Consider the following 16,503-nt stretch of genomic DNA (forward strand, 5'->3'; position numbering starts at 1 on the left):
TTATGAAAAGAAATTTAGCACGGAATATTAATAAAGATAATAAAAAAGTTAATGAACAGATAGCAGAAGCTAGTGTAAAGGTAAGTGATGTTGGTAACAAACTCTTAATAGGTGATGCGTTAACTCTTGAAAATATTAATGAATTAGGACAACGTATTGCCGAGCAACAAGAATACGATAAAAATCAACTTATTGTTTGTGATATTACCGCATTAAATGAACGGTTAGAGTTACATAAGGATGATGATATTAATGAAAAACCAATTTTTATTATTTGTCATAGCGAGCACAACGTTAGAGCTACTTTTTGTATTGTTAAACAATTGGATAAAACTATTTGTTTATATCAGGATTTTTCAAATATACAAATTCCAGAAAATATCAAAAATATTTTAGCACAGTATTTTGATAAAGATATAGAGTTTAAGATACATGCTAAAATAGCAGAGATAAAAAATCAAAAAGATGAGGATATTTTATCTTTAACAACTCTAAAAACTATGATGGTTTATTTAAAGTCAGATAACAAGAAGGATTTTATTGAAGGTTTTGCTAATCCTAAAAAAACATTTTTTGGATGGTTTAAGAATGGAATTACAAGTTTAAAAAAAGAGTTATTTTCCCTAGTGGAAGAAGGTTATTATAAAATAATTGCTAGTGATATTGATCAACTATCAAGAGAAACAGAGTTCAAAAAAGCAATTAAAGAACTTATTAATAATATTCCATTAATAGAAGAAGTTGATCACTTCAAAAGCTATCAACTTCTTTTGAAAGAATTCGTAGAAATGGAAGAAAATGAAATCGATACTGTTAAAATCAAAGAACTGGAGAAAAAACTAGAGGAGGCAAGAGAAAAGGCTTTTAGCAAAACTAAGGCACTAAAAATAGGGGTGTCTAAAAATAAAGAAGGTAATCAACAATTAGACATTGTCAAAAATTTTCCAACTCAAATGGATAAATTTATAAAAATTTTTGAGCCACTTACAAACTCTACAGTAGATGAAAAGTTAGATAAGGTACTTGAAGAGATTAGCTCAAAGTTAGATCTTGAATATGACAAGTTAAAAGGTTTTTTTAGAGTCACAGAAGAAAAAAAACAAGATGATAATTATAATACTTCTAGTGTCAGAAATATTGAAGATGTTATTAGTGTTTTACCAAAAGCTAAATCTTACGATACTAACCTGATAAATACAAACAAACCGTTTGAGAAGTTATTATCAGAGATAGGAGAAGAATCAGATGTTTTAAATATTAAATCTTCAAAGGAAGGTTATAACAAAGTCAAAGAGTTTTATGAATTATGGGAAAATAAGGAAGCATTGGAAATTAATCAATGGGCAGTTTCTAAGAAGGGACAACTTGCCGACACTGAAATTTATGAAGCATTAGCTATAATGGATAGGGCTAATGAGCTTGTGACGGGAGGACATAAACTGCGCGATACTCAGATTTTAGCTATACTTACATTTTTACAACAAAAAGATAAGGGACAATTATCTCAAATTCAAACAGGAGAAGGAAAAACTACTATTGTATCAATACTTGCAGCTATTAAAGCTTTGCAAGGTGGAGCTGTAGATGTTATCACTAGTAATCCTGTTTTAGCATCTGATGGAATTAAAGATAAAAAGCTCTTTTATGACTTATTGAATTTGAATGCGACAACAAATAATTTAGATGAAAACTATAAGAGTGGTGAAAGAGAATGTTATAAATCTGACATTGTATACGGAAGTATTAGCAATTTTCAGTTTGATTATCTAAAAGATTCATTTTTAGGTCTTGGAACACGTGCAGGTAGGGCATTTGAGAGTATTATTCTTGATGAAGTAGATAGTATGATTATTGATAATGCAAGTCATATTGCTAAATTATCTGGACCATTAGCTGGCATGGAAAGCTTAAAATATGTTTATATAAAGATATGGCAAGCACTTTATAAAGCAGAAGAAAAGATTGTAGAAGAATTTCAAAAAGAATTAAAACGAAAAGCTCAAGAATTACCAGATAGTGAAGAAGCTCAACTATTATACGAACAATTTGAGAATGAATTACAAGACTCAATAATTCCAAAAATCAAAGATTATATTAAATCATCTAATCCAACAAAAATTGATATTATTCCTTCACATATTCAAGAATATGCTGACAACTCGTTAGATAGATGGATCAATAGTGCTATTGATGCAAAATTTAATTATCATGAAGATGAACAATATATTATTCGTAGTAAAGACGGAGAGGAAATAATACAACCGGTAGATTATGCAAATACAGGCATTACTTTAAAAAATACCATATGGCAATATGGTCTTCACCAATTTTTACAACTAAAACATAATTTACACTTAACTTCCGAAAGCTTAACTAGTTGCTTCATTTCTAATCTTAGTTACATTAATAAATATGGGCAGAAAATATTTGGTCTGACAGGTACTTTAGGTTCTACAGCAGAACAAGAATTATTATCTTCAATTTATAATGTAGGTTACGCAAAAATTCCAACTTATAAAGAAAAGAAATTTATCGAAATTAATGGTGAGGTTGTAGATGATGAAATCTTTAGTAAGAAAGTTGCAGATGATACTATAGCTGAAATAAAGAGCGGGCGATCTTCTTTAATTATTTGCGAAACAATAAAGGATGCAAAAACAATACAGGAAATATTAAAAAGCAAAAATCAAGATATCATTATTAGGACTTTTTTTGATGAGGAAAATGCACATATTACTAAAGAAGAAATAAAGCCCGGTGAAGTAGTTATAGCAACAAATATAGCTGGGAGAGGAACGGATTTTAAGACTTCTGTCGAACTTGAAAATAATGGTGGACTACACGTATGTGTTGCTTTTTTACCTTGTAATAAAAGAGTAGAAGATCAGGCTTTTGGTAGAACAGCACGTCAAGGTAATAATGGTACTGCTAAATTAATGATTAAGAAAAGTGAAGTTGAAAAATTAGGTATTAATTCTTATATCTTTACAGACATTAAACTTGTAAGAGATTTAAGAGAAGAGGACAGAATTGCACAAATTAAAGAAATTAAAATACTGGAACTTAAATTTCAAGATAGATTATTTGAACTTTTTTCTGATCTGTATAGAAAATTAAAAAGAGAGGGGCAAAGTAAAGGAGAGTATAAATATGTTTTGGATGATTTAAAAGAGTTTTGGGCTTTTTGGTTAGAGAAACAGAATTTTAAAGGATTGGAATTAGCTAATAAAAGCCCGGAAGAAGAATTTAGAAATTTCGAATCTGAAGCATGTAAGACAATTAGTGGAGAAATTAAATTTAATCCATATTACAGTATACAACAAGCTGAACACTTTATTTCAAATGCAGAATTAGATAAAGCAGAACAAGCCCTAAACCATGCAATTGTAATAAGTAAAAATCCAGAAATATTACACAGTGCTTATATAAAGCTTTTTGAAATTGCGATTGAAAAAGGCAGAGTGTTTATAGAAAAATGTCAGAAAGCGGTAGGAGATGTTTTTGTTATTCCGGCAATTGGTAAACCTGATGGGGGATATAAAGAAAATGCTAAAAAATATTTAGAACAAGCAAAGGCAGCATTGAAGAAGGAGCTAGATTACATTGAAAATCTTTTTAAAACTGAAGAATTTACAAACATTCTGAAAAGTGATGATAATAATGAATCACGAAACTTATTTATAAAGCACATAGTGTCAAAACAGCAAGCTTTAAATCTTAACATGCAGCATGTAGATAGCTTGGTTCAGCAAATTGATAATCATAAAGGAGGTATTTCTATAGGCGGTCGTGTTTCTGATTATTTTGCTAATTTGAAACCACAAAATGATCATGAAGAGAAAATAAAAGATACCATTGCTAACTCTGAATTATCTGAGCTTGCGGCTGTTGGTACAAATACAACTTATACTCTTAGAGAAGTGCATGATGTTTGTCCGGAAATAGCTCAAGGAGCACAAATTCAAATAGGAGGAGGCATTGCATTACTTGCTACTGGATTTTGTTTTCCGCCGGCTCTGCCTATAACATCTGCAATCGGCGGAACAATGATTACGGAAGGAGTATGTGATGTTGCAATTGAATTAATTAACAAAAATAGTGACGGTAAATTTCATAAAGAAGCTTATATTAAGGGTAAAGTCATTAGTTATGGTGTGTCTATTCTGACTATGGGTATTAGTGCCGCTATGCAATGCATTAAGATTTTAAATATAGCAAAAAAAGCATGTAGGTGGATATCGGAAACTTTACATAAATGTCCTTTTTTACAGATAGCATGCAAATTTTTAGCAACTAAATTTGATAAACTTGGTAATTGGTTCGAGAAAATGGAAACTATAGCTAAGTTTAGCAATATGAGTAAAGTTGAAAAGTTAAAATATGTGCAGGATTTAGAAAAATCCAAAGATTTAACACAATTAAAATATTTAGGGGAAAATATAAAACAAATTCAAGATTTAATGAAAGAATTAAAAGAAGTGGGTAGATTAACAGAATTAACTCATTTTGAAAAATGTATATCAACTCTGCAGCAAGTGGCAATTAGTACTGTTAAAAACGTAACAACTAGAACTGTGGAAAATGCAATAATGGGTAAAGTTGTTACTCCAGCCCTTAGTTCATTAATGTCAGGATTAAAACCAACAATCAAAAAACATGTTGATAAATCTATAAGAGAAAATATAGACCAAGAGAAATTAAAATCTAGCTCTTATGAAGATATGCAAAATATAATTAAAGAAATAAGAGAGTCTATAGATTATGAAACTGTAATGGGTATTTTTAAAGACACCGTCTTAGGAATAACTAAGTATTGTAGTAATTGGCAAGTTCAGCTAGGGGCTTTAGCAGTAGATCAATATATTTCCTGGAAAGAGGTTTATAATTACGCTAAAGATCTATGTAAAAAAATAAATGATAAGTTAAAATCTACTGGTAAGTCTATAAATCAAAATATTGATGAGCTAATAAATCAGCTCATTGAACAGCTGTCAGAAGAGATGTATTCTCAGGTTGTAAGTACTACAACAAAAACATGTAAGGATGTTTATTTGGTAGGAAAATCAGCATACACAAATTATAAACAAGAAAAACAAGAAGAAGCAAAATGTCTTGAAGTAAATAAAGATTTTAAAGAAGGTGGGTTAGCAGGGCAAGAACAAGCTAAAGCTTTAAGTGATGTGATCAAAAGACCTGTTCATATTTATGAAGAAAGCGGTAACATAATTGTTATAGGAGAGCAATATTTAGGTGCCCCTATAAAGGTTAGTTATTTTCCTGCAGATGAGCACAATCCTACTGGTCATTATGTTCCTTATGGCAAGAATGAAAACTGGTCTTCAAGCAATGGTAAAAATAATTGTCTTTTCGATGCCGTAGGATCACAAATTGGGAAAGATTCAAGTGAATTAAGAACACAAACTATACAACGAATAGAATCTGATGCAACAAGTTATATAGCTTCTAATGTTCTTGGCGTATTTGGTACAGAGCTGTTATTAAAAGGTGGTACTCCATGTCAATATGAATCAGACAATACTTCTAGTGATGCAGGAGAAATTCTTGATGGATCTCAGTACAAACCAAGCCAATCTCAAGTAGATGTAGCAAAAAAGAAAAACATCAAGCTTGCAAAAGGACATCCAAGAGCACATGCTCTAAGCAATTCTCTTAATATAATATCAAAAGAGGAAGATTTCGATTCTGAAGACCAAATCTCATGTGCTGAAAATATTACCAAAGCAACACAAAGTACAAAAACCGCTTTTATTTCACGGAAACAACAAAATTCTATTGCTAATGAAGTCCTGAAAATGCCAGAAAGCAGAGATGCTATAGAGCGCCTTAATCAAGGTGAACTAGAAGTAGTAGTATCAGTACCAACTAGTAGACTTGAAAAAAATAAGGCTCCAATGATGTATACAGTTAGTAAAGGTAATGTTAAACAACAACAACAAGCAAAAAAAATTACAACAATATTAGGACACCATGCAGGAAAACAAGATGATCCAAATGTGTATCCCCACATTAAGACAATGTATCCTACCAATAAAGAACCTCCCAGCGGTTTGCAAGGTATAGATCTAATGAGTTCTAATATTGGTTGGATTTGTTCTTATTTTGGTGAGTATACCATTAAGGCTATTGAAGAAATATTAAAATTAAGAATCAATAACGTTAGTCTAGAAGATGTAAACATAGTAAGAGGTTATATATTGCAAGAAAATTGTAATAATCTACAAAGAATGATTTCTGATTTAATCCAAACTAAATCAAAAATTACACTAGCTCCACTAAATTTGTACAATAAGCATGCTGTTGGAGTTATATGTATTAAAGATCAAGGAAATAATTTGCAATTGTATTATCTCGATTCGTCAAATGAACACATACCAGAGACGTTAAAGCAAATGTTTATAGACAACAGCTTGCAAATCATACAACTACCGACTAAACAACAAAGTTATGCTAACTGTGGTCCTGAATTGATCGAAAATTTTATATTATATTTAACTGGTGATAGGGCTTCAGAAGATAAAGCTATAGAGCTGCACTCAAAATTAGTTGAAAATGAACTACTTGAAAAAGGTGATTTAAAATCGTACTTATTATTTGGACAAAGTACTGAGTTATTAGGAGAGATTAGTAGCGGCACTATCCCAGAATTTGCGTAAAAATTTCATATAACATTAAATTTTTATGTCAAAGGTAAATCATATTTTATTTCAGAATTATTCTAAAAAGCAATAAATAAGATAAAGATTTTACCAAGACAAAATTTTACAATTATAATTTTAGCATCTTACTAACAAATAGATTAATAAGTTTTGCCAATTTCTTTAGTAAGTAAGCAAAGATTAGGATTTTTGGTTATCGAAAGCACTTGTGCCAATCTGAGTCCATTGATTTTGTATATTTGGATGACTGGTTAATTCATGTTGCAGCGAAAGCAAAGCACCAAGTAAGCTGTTAGTAGGCAGACAGTCTAATTTAGCTTTAACCACTAAACCACCCATGCTAATTAAATGGCGAGTACGAGCTTTTCGTTCTTGAATTTCAAGTCTTGCTTCTTCAGTAATAATTTGAGCTTTTTTTTGTTCTAATTTTAATCTACGTTTTATGACATTATCCATATAGATAGTTTTATTTTTAATTGTTATAATCATCATGAATCATCAATAAATTATGGAAGTCAACTGCATAATTGTAAGTGCTAAGAAATGTTGCAAATTTTTTTCTTGAATAGATCAATGTTAGATACAACTTCAAGTTTGTGTAATCTGGTATAGCAAGAAAATAACAAGCCATTCAAAATCAATATAATCCCCATACCTAACCGAACCAGTAAAACTAAGATCAATAAAAAAACAAATAAAGATGATTACCATTATTCAAAACCTATAGGAAGTAGTAGAGAGGAGAGTTCTCTCCTTGTTTGTAAAAACAGGGAGAAGCGGGTAGGAGTCTTTCTAATTAAGTGTGTAAATTTTTCATAGGGCTTAAATTCTACCTTCAAATTTTATCAAAAAGTGAGCCATAGCTGCGTTCCAGTTTGGAATCGGCATAACCCATTTCTTGGTCATATTAATCAATTGCCAAATATAAGGTCTTAAAAACGGCATTATCATTTGGAAAAACCCGTTTATTCTTGGTAACCTTACGTAATTGGCTATTGACAGATTCTACACTATTCGTTGTGTATATTACTTTCCTTATCGCCTCAGGGTATCCTAGAAAAACCATTAAATTTTCCCAATGAACATACCAAGATTTAGCAATTTGTGGATACTGTTTACTCCATTTAGCTTCAAAAGATTCTAAAGCAAGATGTGCTTCTTCCTCTGTGCTAGTAGTATAAATAGGCTTTAAATCAGCCGCTAATTCTTTTCGGTCTTTATATGATACATATTTTAAACTATTTCTAATCTGATGTACAATACATAATTGATGTTCGGTTTTCGGAAAAACTGCCTCTATCGCCTCAGACATACCGGTTAAATTATCACTGCAAGCAATAAGCATGTCTTGCATACCTCTGTTCTTCATCTCAGTAAAATTACCAAGCCAAAATTTTGCTCCTTCATTTTCACTGATCCACAATCCTAAAATATCCTTCCTTCCAGATAAATCAATACCTAATGCCACATATACAGACTTATTGATAATTCGTTTATCTTGACGTACTTTTACTACTAAACAGTCAAAAAATATTATAGCATATACTCGATCCAATGGTCGGCTTTGCCATATCTTGACACCCTCAATTACATCATCAGTAATTTGACTTATCAAACTTTCGCTAACGTCAGCTCCATACAATTCTTGCATTTGAATCTTAATATCAGATAAGCTCATTCCTTTAGCGTATAACGATATTATTTTATCATCAAATCCTTCAATACGTCTTTGACGCTTTGGAATTAATGCAGGTTCAAATGTACTACTTCTATCCCTTGGAACCTCAATCTCTACAACTCCATTATTTGTTACTAGATTCTTTACATTCTTACCATTACGAACATTATCACTATCAGTATGACAATATTTATCATATCCTAAGTGATTATTCATCTCTGACTGCAATGCATTCTCTACAAGCCGTTTGGTTAATTGCTTTAATAAACCATCCTCTTTAAGTAATGTTGATATATCTGTATCATTATTTATTAATAAATCTATCGCTTGATTCATTGCTGCATTTTGTTTTTGGTCCATTATAATTTCTCCTTTTGTTATATTATATTTTTATATAACCTTTGAGAAATTCCCACACTTATTTGGACAGAGCCGCGGGTAGGTAGGCACTTAGCGTGCTTTCCTCCCAAAGAACCGTACAAGCGAATTACTCCGCATACGGCTCAAGCAATTTACTAACAGCTGCAATCAGCTGCAATTAGTTGACCTCGCTTGCTATGTACTTGCCTATGACAGTTTGTATGCAATAAGCACAAATTGTTAATATGGTCAGTGCCGCCACACCTTGTAGGTCTTTTATGATGGACTTGCACATTTTCCCCATTATCTATTGAATCTAAACAAACAGGGCATTTACCTTCTTGTCTACGCCAAAGAATCTGTCTGGTTTTAAAGAAGTACTTTGGTTTATTAGCTTGACGTTTTTGTCAGTATTCCTTAAGTTCTGGATTATCAGGAGATGCTTTGCCTTTAACTAGAATATGCCTTTTGATTGCTGTCCATTGTAATTTCCATAGATATAGATCTTTACTTTTATCCATAAAGACCCAATTATCATTTCGAGCTTTGATTCTGCCCCAATACTTCTCCTTAAGCCACCACCAGTATTTATTAGGATGTCTTCGACAAACAAATCTTGCTTGTCGCATCCACATCCATCGATCTAGTTGAGTAAAAGTTCTCTTAGAGATAACTTTGTTAAAATAACTGCACCATCCCATTATGCTAGGATTAAGATTGTCAATTACTTTATCAATTGCCCATGAAAAACTTCTTTTCCATTCTATCTTCATTCGCTTTTTGAATGATTTTATAGTATCTTTGGATGGTTTAACTAGTAGTGTTACACCTCTTCTTGTACTCTTGGTATTATATTGACGGATATTAAATCCAAAAAAGTCAAACCCTTCCTTAATATGGAGTATCTTGGTCTTTTCCTCTGATAATGTTAATCCTCTAATATTTAACCAATCGTTAATTATCTTCTTTGCTTTAATACAAGAGCTTTCAGATTTTGCACAAACTATAAAATCATCAGCATATTTTACTAAAGCATATTCAGATTTTGGATGAAGATGATCATATTTATCATAAGTTATGTTAAGTTATGTCTTCCATTCCATGAAGAGCTGTATTTAAAAGTAAGGGACTGATTACTCCCCCTTTAGGAGTTCCAACTGTTGTTTTGGTGAATTGATATTCTTCCATCACGCCAGATTTAAGCTATGCTTTAATCCAATTTCGTGCTGGAAAATTTCCTATAATTTTCAAAAGAAAATTATGATTAATATTATCAAATACACCTTTAATATCAGCGTCCAGTATCCATCCCCTGGTTGTGCCAGGGCAGACAATAGCAGAAATTCTCTGTATTGCATCGTGGGTGCTGCGTCCAGGGTCTAAAGCCGTAACTACTCCCTTCAAACTTAGCTTCCCAAAATGGTTCAAGTGCTGATTTAACAACAGCTTGCATACATCTATCCAAAATAATAGGTAAACCTAAAGGTCTAAGTTTGCCTTTTCGTTTGGGAATATACACACGCTTGATCGGTTTAACAGATGATAGATTATTATTTGCTAACTTCTCCATTAACAAATTTCTTTCTTTATCTGTATTAACAACTATTTTATCAATACCAGGGCTTCTTCGCCCTCGATTGATTTGGGTAATACGTCTTATAGCAAGTAATTTATTTGATCTTGATTTCAACATCAATTTTTGTAAACTACGTACTAATTTCATGTTACCATTTGCAGATGCCCTATAGATACGTCTACGAAGATTATTAACCTTTTTATTAACTTCTTGCCAATTTATTGCATACCAATAAATTTTCTCAAAGTTATTATTATCGGTCTTAATTGTTACATTTGCATTTTGCATCTAACTTTTCCAATATAATTCATAATCTTGTTTACTTACCTAGGGTAAATCACCAGTCTTAAGTCAGCATCATTTCGGATTAGCACATAGTGCCTATACACCCGGTTATTTATTCCTGTAGCCTTTCAGCTTAGTGTCATTAGCTTTTTAAGACCTCTCTTACCTACTACAAGTTGCCAAGTAATAGACTTACCACGTTTCACTAATTAAAGATGCGTTAAGTTGGTTATCTTCTTTATACCGGGGAACTGGCATTTTTAAAGAAGGTCGCGTCTTCCTTCTTACAGTTAAGTTTTTCAGCTTTATCCCTATAATAGATGCTATCTGGAGTATCTACTTTTATATTTACGATATTTTCTAAACAAAGATTCACTTTCGTTTAACCAATTTTAACTTTACCTTGCCCCTATTGCCCATCCAGATTAGTAATTTAGTTAGGCTTCTTATTGCGCTTAGCACAAGAACGTTACCAATCTTGCACCGCAATAATAGTAATTAGGTCTAAATGCAACCTAGCCGCAATATACTTGCAGACTTTAATTTAGTGCCATCGTGTCGCACTACGCAATATACTTGCAGACTTTAATTTAGTGCCATCGTGTCGCACTACGCAATATATAAACCTAAAGGTTTATTATTTGCTTATTTGTGCTGATTCAATGGATGAGCAAAAAATTTCATGTTAATGTCAATGATAGATTGAAGAAGATTAATGTTAATAAACTATGGCAATACAGTTTGCAAGAATAGAAATAGTAGGTAGAAGCTCAGGAGGGAACGCTTGTCTGAAAGCTGCCTATAATGCCAGACTAACTATTAAAGATGAGAGAATTAACGTTACTTACAACTTTAGCAAGAAAGGCGATAATGTTTACCATGCAGTTTTGTTACCTACTCTTGTAGATCAAAAATTCAAAGACTCAAGCGTCTTGATGAATGAGGTAGAGCGTACAGAGAAAAGAAAAAATAGTCAATTATTAAAGGATGTAGTAATAGCATTGCCTGATGATAAAGAGTTAGATTTACAAGATAGAATAGCAATTACTCATGAGATAATCGAAGAAATGGCATGGGTTAAAAATGGTTTAGGGGTTCAGGTTGATATTCATCAACCACATGATGGAGAGAAGAATTGGCATGCACATTTGCTTGTTACTACCAGAAGATTTACAGAAGACGGTAAATCTTTAGGAGCTAAGGCAGTAGATTTGAATCCTAAATTTGCCAAAGTAAGTGGCAAAGCGTTTATTATCCCAGAAGATAAAATCATTCATGAAAGAGCTAAAGAAGTAATTAATAAATATTTTGCTAAGTTAGATTTGGACATCAGAGTAGACCGAATAAGTTTCGTGCCTCAGCAGCATGTTGGTCCTACTAGAATGAGAAATATTATCAATGAAATATCTGAGCAAAATAAAATATGTAATCTCGCTCATCTTGAGATCATCAAAGGAGCGGATGGGGTACTTGATCGCATTATTCGTCATCAAGCTATTTTTACTAAATTCGATATAGCAAAGGCAGTTAAAGAGATTCCAGAAAAAGAAGAAAAATTAAAACTACTAAGGGATGTATTAAATTCTGATAGATTAATCAAACTATATAATGCAGATGCTACTGATACTAAATACTATACTACTCACGACGTAAGAGAAGAAGAATTAAGGATAGTTAGAATAGCAGATAAGGTAAATAGCCAAATGCATTTTAGTAATGTTCTTAAGATTAAAAGTGATATCGCAAATATTACCAGTGTTAATGAAGCACAAAGAGCAAGCCTGCAACATATTTTAATTAATAGTCAAGGTATTAGAATCCTTCGAGGTAGAGCTGGCACTGGTAAATCACAAGTACTTGCTGAAGCTTATAAAATTGCCACCAATCATGGACAAAATGTTATAGGGCTAAGCCCTACGCATAAAGCAGCATCAGAGCTTAAAAGTAAAGGTTACCGGCAATGTTATACAGTCAAAGGTTTTTTATTTAGATTGTATAATGGTAAAGCTGAGCTACCAAGAAATACTACGCTAGTAGTAGATGAAGCAGGGATGGTAGGTAATAGTGATTATTTGGAATTACTCAAAGTAGCAAGGAACAATAATTGTAATTTAATACTTGCTGGAGATGAAAGACAACTAACTTCCGTTGAGCAGGGAGGAATGTTTGCAATATTGGCCAACAAGTTTGGCTCATATGAACTAAGTAGCATCAGAAGACAAAATAAACTATGGGCAAGAGAAATGGCTTCATGCTTTGCACAATCAGATATTACTGGTGGGTTGCATTTACTTAAGCAACATAACTGTTTAAAGGTTGATCATACACTAGCAGAATCAATGGCAAGATTAATTAATGATTGGAGCAACAGCAAATTTGCTATAGATGAGCGTTTAATAATTACCATGCGTAATGCTGAAGTAGATAGTATCAATCAAGGCATTAGAGAATTACTAAAAGCTCAAGGCTTTCTTACTGGTCAAGAGTATAGACACTATGTGTCATCTGAAAAGTATGAAGATTATATGGCAGGAGATCGTATTTTATTTAAGACAACTAACAAAAATTTACAAATAGATAATGGAGACTTTGCAACAATTACTTCAGTAAGTAACGATAGATTTATCGCTAAAACAGATAATGGTAAGGAGGTAGCATTTAATCCTCGTGAGGTAGGCTTTAAACACGGATATGCCTCTACAGTATATAAAGCACAAGGCTCATCAATTAAAGATGTGTATGTGCTACATAATTTAGCTGGCAATAGTCGTAATTCTTATGTTGCAATGACAAGGCATATAGAAGAGGTAAAACTCTACTCGAATAGAGAAACAACAAAAGATATGGCAAGTTTAATATCTCAGCTAAGTAAATCAGATAATAATCTAGCAAGTATTAATTTTAAGAGCTTAGAAGAATTAAGAACTCAGGAAATAAAGCATAATACTGGACTTCCTGGTATCATCATTAAGATAGGCAATTGGTTTAAATGGGTAGTAGAAGATATTCACGATAGGTCACATAGCAATGATAATTACTACCATCCAAAAATATTATCAAATACAGCTAGCAAAATCAAAAACATTTTTGGGAACACTAAAAATCTTTACCAACACCATAACGCTCAAGAAGAGATAAGAACCTCTTCTGATAACCTTAAGCATCATAATCAAAAGGATACAATAACAAAGATTAAGTTGCAAGAGGATGTTATGGCAAAGAATAAGATAGACTATAATGCTATTAATAAACAAGAGACAGTAGAATTAAAGCAAAGAGTATCATTTAAAGCTGAAGAAATAGGACGAAATTTATTAGGCAGTCCAAATAAGCATTTATCAAATAGCCAGTTACTCCGCTGGGATCAAGACGGAAAAATAGCAATGAAGATAAATGGCAGTAAAGCTGGCATATGGTATGATTTTAGTAAAGGAGAGGGAGGAGATTTATTTACTTTAGTACAACGAGAAAAAAATTGTGATTTTGTAGAAGCTAAGAAATATTTACAAGATATGGTTAGTATGTCAACCAAAGTAGATGAAGCTCTAGCAGTAAATTTATCAACAAACAAAAAGCGGCAAATTAAGACTCAAACAGAGCAAGAAGCTGAAATAGCAAAAATTAAGATGGCAGAAATGTTATATGAAAAATCAGAGGATTTAAAATATGTCATGCCCAATAATGTAGCAACAAGATATTTATCAGAACATCGTGGAATTCAAGACGTATTAACAAAATACCAACTAAGCTTTGATCTTAGAACCAATATGATGTGGGACAGTAATAGCAAACAATATTATCCTGCCTTAATTGCCTTTGCTAGAAGTAAAGATGGTAATGTTACTGGAGGACAAGCAATTTATTTAAACAAAGAAACAAATAATAAAGCTGAAATTGCGATTAATAAACGTTCTTTTGGAAAAATTAAAGGCTCTTTTGTTGAGATTAGTAAAAATCATGAAGAGCAGAAAAACATACCAAGCAGCAATGATAGCAATAATGCGGCAAATAATGTAACAATTATAGCAGAAGGACTTGAGACATCTTTAAGTATTAAAGAAGCTGGGATTAAAGGCAAAATTCTATGTAGTTTAGGGGTAAGTAATATAAGAAACTATGAGCCTTTGAAAGGTGAAAAAATATTAATTGCTGCTGATAATGATGGCAAAGACGCAGTATCAGTTCGTACCGTAATTAAGGCTGCAGAAGAATTAATGCGAAAAGGAGCTGTGGTAGCAATAATACAACCACCAGAAAAAGGTGATTTCAATGATATGTTAAAATCACAAGGAGCGGAATCAATTAAAAATCTTATAGATCCTGAAATAGCAAAATTAATATCAGATAGTAAGGTAGCTGCACTTCAATCATCGTTAAAAGCAAATGATAATAGTAAAACATCATTTCAGCCTATAGAATTATTATTTACAAAATTAAAAAACCAAGATAATAGTGAACTAAGTCATTTGCAACAACAGCAAATAAAAGCTCTGGCCAAGTTTGGCACAGCAGAAAATATCAATACTGCCTTACAAATCTACAGAGAAAAAGGCGTAGATTCTTGTATGCTATACAGTCAGAAGATTTGCATAGCAGCAATAGAGCAGAAGATACAGAAAGATTTACAAATCATGAAAAATAAATTTGATCCTAATTATAATCTTGGTAATAACAGATTTTCTGATATAGTAGTACGTGATTTTCAAGGCAAAAGTCATCTTCTACCTGAAGATTATTTAGTAGCTATTGGCAAAGATAAGCAAGTCATGCAGTATATAAATCCAGCTTCTGAAATAGATAAAGCAATAAAAGCTGAGATTCAAAATGCTGCTGAGATCAAACTCAATCAAGGAATAAGAGTTTAAAAGTACCATAAGTGGTACTGCTATACGAATCAAATAATAAAAGTTATATGGCAAAAAAATTAAAACATGATGCTTTAGTAAAGAAGATTCTAACTGAGAAGATAGCAGCTCAGGAATTTTTAGAACATTATTTGCCCTCAGATTTTAAGGAGTTAATAGATTTAAGAGAAATAACAGTAGAAAAAGAGTCATTTGTTGAAGATGATCTTAAAAGAAAATATAGTGATATAATTTATTCGGTAAAAACTAGAGATCAAGAAAAAGCATTTGTGTATGTACTAATAGAGGCTCAGTCTAGTTGTGATTATTGGATAGCACTAAGATTGTGGAAATATATGCTACTGCTTTGTGAGCGTCATGAAAATAATAAGAATAAATTACCATTAATTTGTCCATTGTTAATATATAATGGTTCTGAAGTATATAATGCGCCAAGAAATTTCTGGGAATTATTTACAAAACCAGAGCGAGCGAAGAAACTAATGGTACAGGATTACCAACTAGTAGATTTGCAAAATCAGTCTGATGATGAAATAGAGCAGAAGAAACATCTTGGCATGATGGAGTATTTTTTAAAGCATATACACCAAAGGGACATGCTGAAACTATGGGATGAGTTTTTAATTAGATTTAAACCAAGTATAATAATGGATAAGGAATCAGGATATATTTACTTAAGATCATTTTTATGGTATACTGACGCTAAGATCTCCGAAGAAAAGCAACAGGAATTAGAACAAATAATAGTTAAACATTTATCAACGGAAGAAAAAGATAATATTATGAGAACAATAGCGCAAAAATATATAGATGAGGGCGTTCAGCATGGCATAATTCAAGGTATACAACAAGGGATTGAAAAAGGTAAAGCTGAGGGTAAAGCTGAAGAAAATATCAGAGTAAAAACAGAAATAGCAAGGAAAATGCTATCCCAAGGTTGTGATTTTTCTTTAATTTCTAGTGTTACTGGTCTTGAAGAAGCTTTTATTCGTTCTTTATCGTAAAATATTGTTGATAGGATTTACTATAGTAGTTATGTGTATTTTAAATCGATAAAATTTC

General features: G+C 32.0%; 7 protein-coding genes and 1 pseudogene. 3 read left to right on the forward strand and 5 right to left on the reverse strand.

Translation table 11 applies throughout. The features are described 5' to 3' along the window. Positions 1-2: 2 nt before the first annotated feature. A complete protein-coding gene (locus tag ACSFFC_RS06300) occupies positions 3-6,674 on the forward strand; it encodes a preprotein translocase subunit SecA (protein ID WP_014410750.1) in 6,672 nt (2,223 codons plus the stop codon). A gap of 183 nt (positions 6,675-6,857) precedes the next feature. On the opposite strand, the gene ACSFFC_RS06305 is transcribed toward ACSFFC_RS06300, so the two are convergent. The 5 genes and pseudogenes from ACSFFC_RS06305 to ACSFFC_RS06325 all read right to left on the reverse strand — a co-directional run bounded on the left by ACSFFC_RS06305 (position 6,858) and on the right by ACSFFC_RS06325 (position 10,579). Beyond that, positions 6,858-7,133, reverse strand: a complete 276-nt coding sequence (locus tag ACSFFC_RS06305) for a conjugal transfer protein TraD (protein WP_041472287.1) — start codon at positions 7,131-7,133, stop codon at positions 6,858-6,860. 366 nt (positions 7,134-7,499) lie between these two features. Continuing rightward, a pseudogene (locus ACSFFC_RS06310) lies at positions 7,500-8,715 on the reverse strand (IS256 family transposase). A gap of 155 nt (positions 8,716-8,870) precedes the next feature. Continuing rightward, positions 8,871-9,074 (reverse strand): HNH endonuclease, encoded by a 204-nt coding sequence (locus ACSFFC_RS06315; RefSeq protein WP_410526327.1) that lies wholly within the window; start codon positions 9,072-9,074, stop codon positions 8,871-8,873. A gap of 48 nt (positions 9,075-9,122) precedes the next feature. Beyond that, the gene (locus ACSFFC_RS06320; protein WP_331270843.1) at positions 9,123-9,794 is read right to left on the reverse strand and encodes a group II intron maturase-specific domain-containing protein; all 672 of its coding nucleotides are present in this window, start codon (positions 9,792-9,794) and stop codon (positions 9,123-9,125) included. A gap of 212 nt (positions 9,795-10,006) precedes the next feature. Continuing rightward, positions 10,007-10,579: a reverse transcriptase N-terminal domain-containing protein gene (locus ACSFFC_RS06325; protein WP_014410755.1), complete on the reverse strand. Its 573-nt coding sequence runs from the start codon at positions 10,577-10,579 to the stop codon at positions 10,007-10,009. Between the two features lie 725 nt (positions 10,580-11,304). On the opposite strand from ACSFFC_RS06325, the gene ACSFFC_RS06330 reads away from it, so the two are divergent. Continuing rightward, on the forward strand, positions 11,305-15,441 hold the full coding sequence (locus ACSFFC_RS06330) for an AAA family ATPase (RefSeq protein ID WP_045798634.1): 4,137 nt from the start codon (positions 11,305-11,307) through the stop codon (positions 15,439-15,441). 47 nt (positions 15,442-15,488) lie between these two features. Then, complete coding sequence (locus tag ACSFFC_RS06335) at positions 15,489-16,445, forward strand: Rpn family recombination-promoting nuclease/putative transposase (protein ID WP_041472215.1); 957 nt, start codon at positions 15,489-15,491, stop codon at positions 16,443-16,445. Positions 16,446-16,503: the final 58 nt, after the last annotated feature.

The sequence above is a fragment of the Rickettsia parkeri genome (assembly GCF_051427245.1).
In the GTDB taxonomy this organism is placed as follows: Bacteria; Pseudomonadota; Alphaproteobacteria; order Rickettsiales; family Rickettsiaceae; genus Rickettsia; species Rickettsia rickettsii.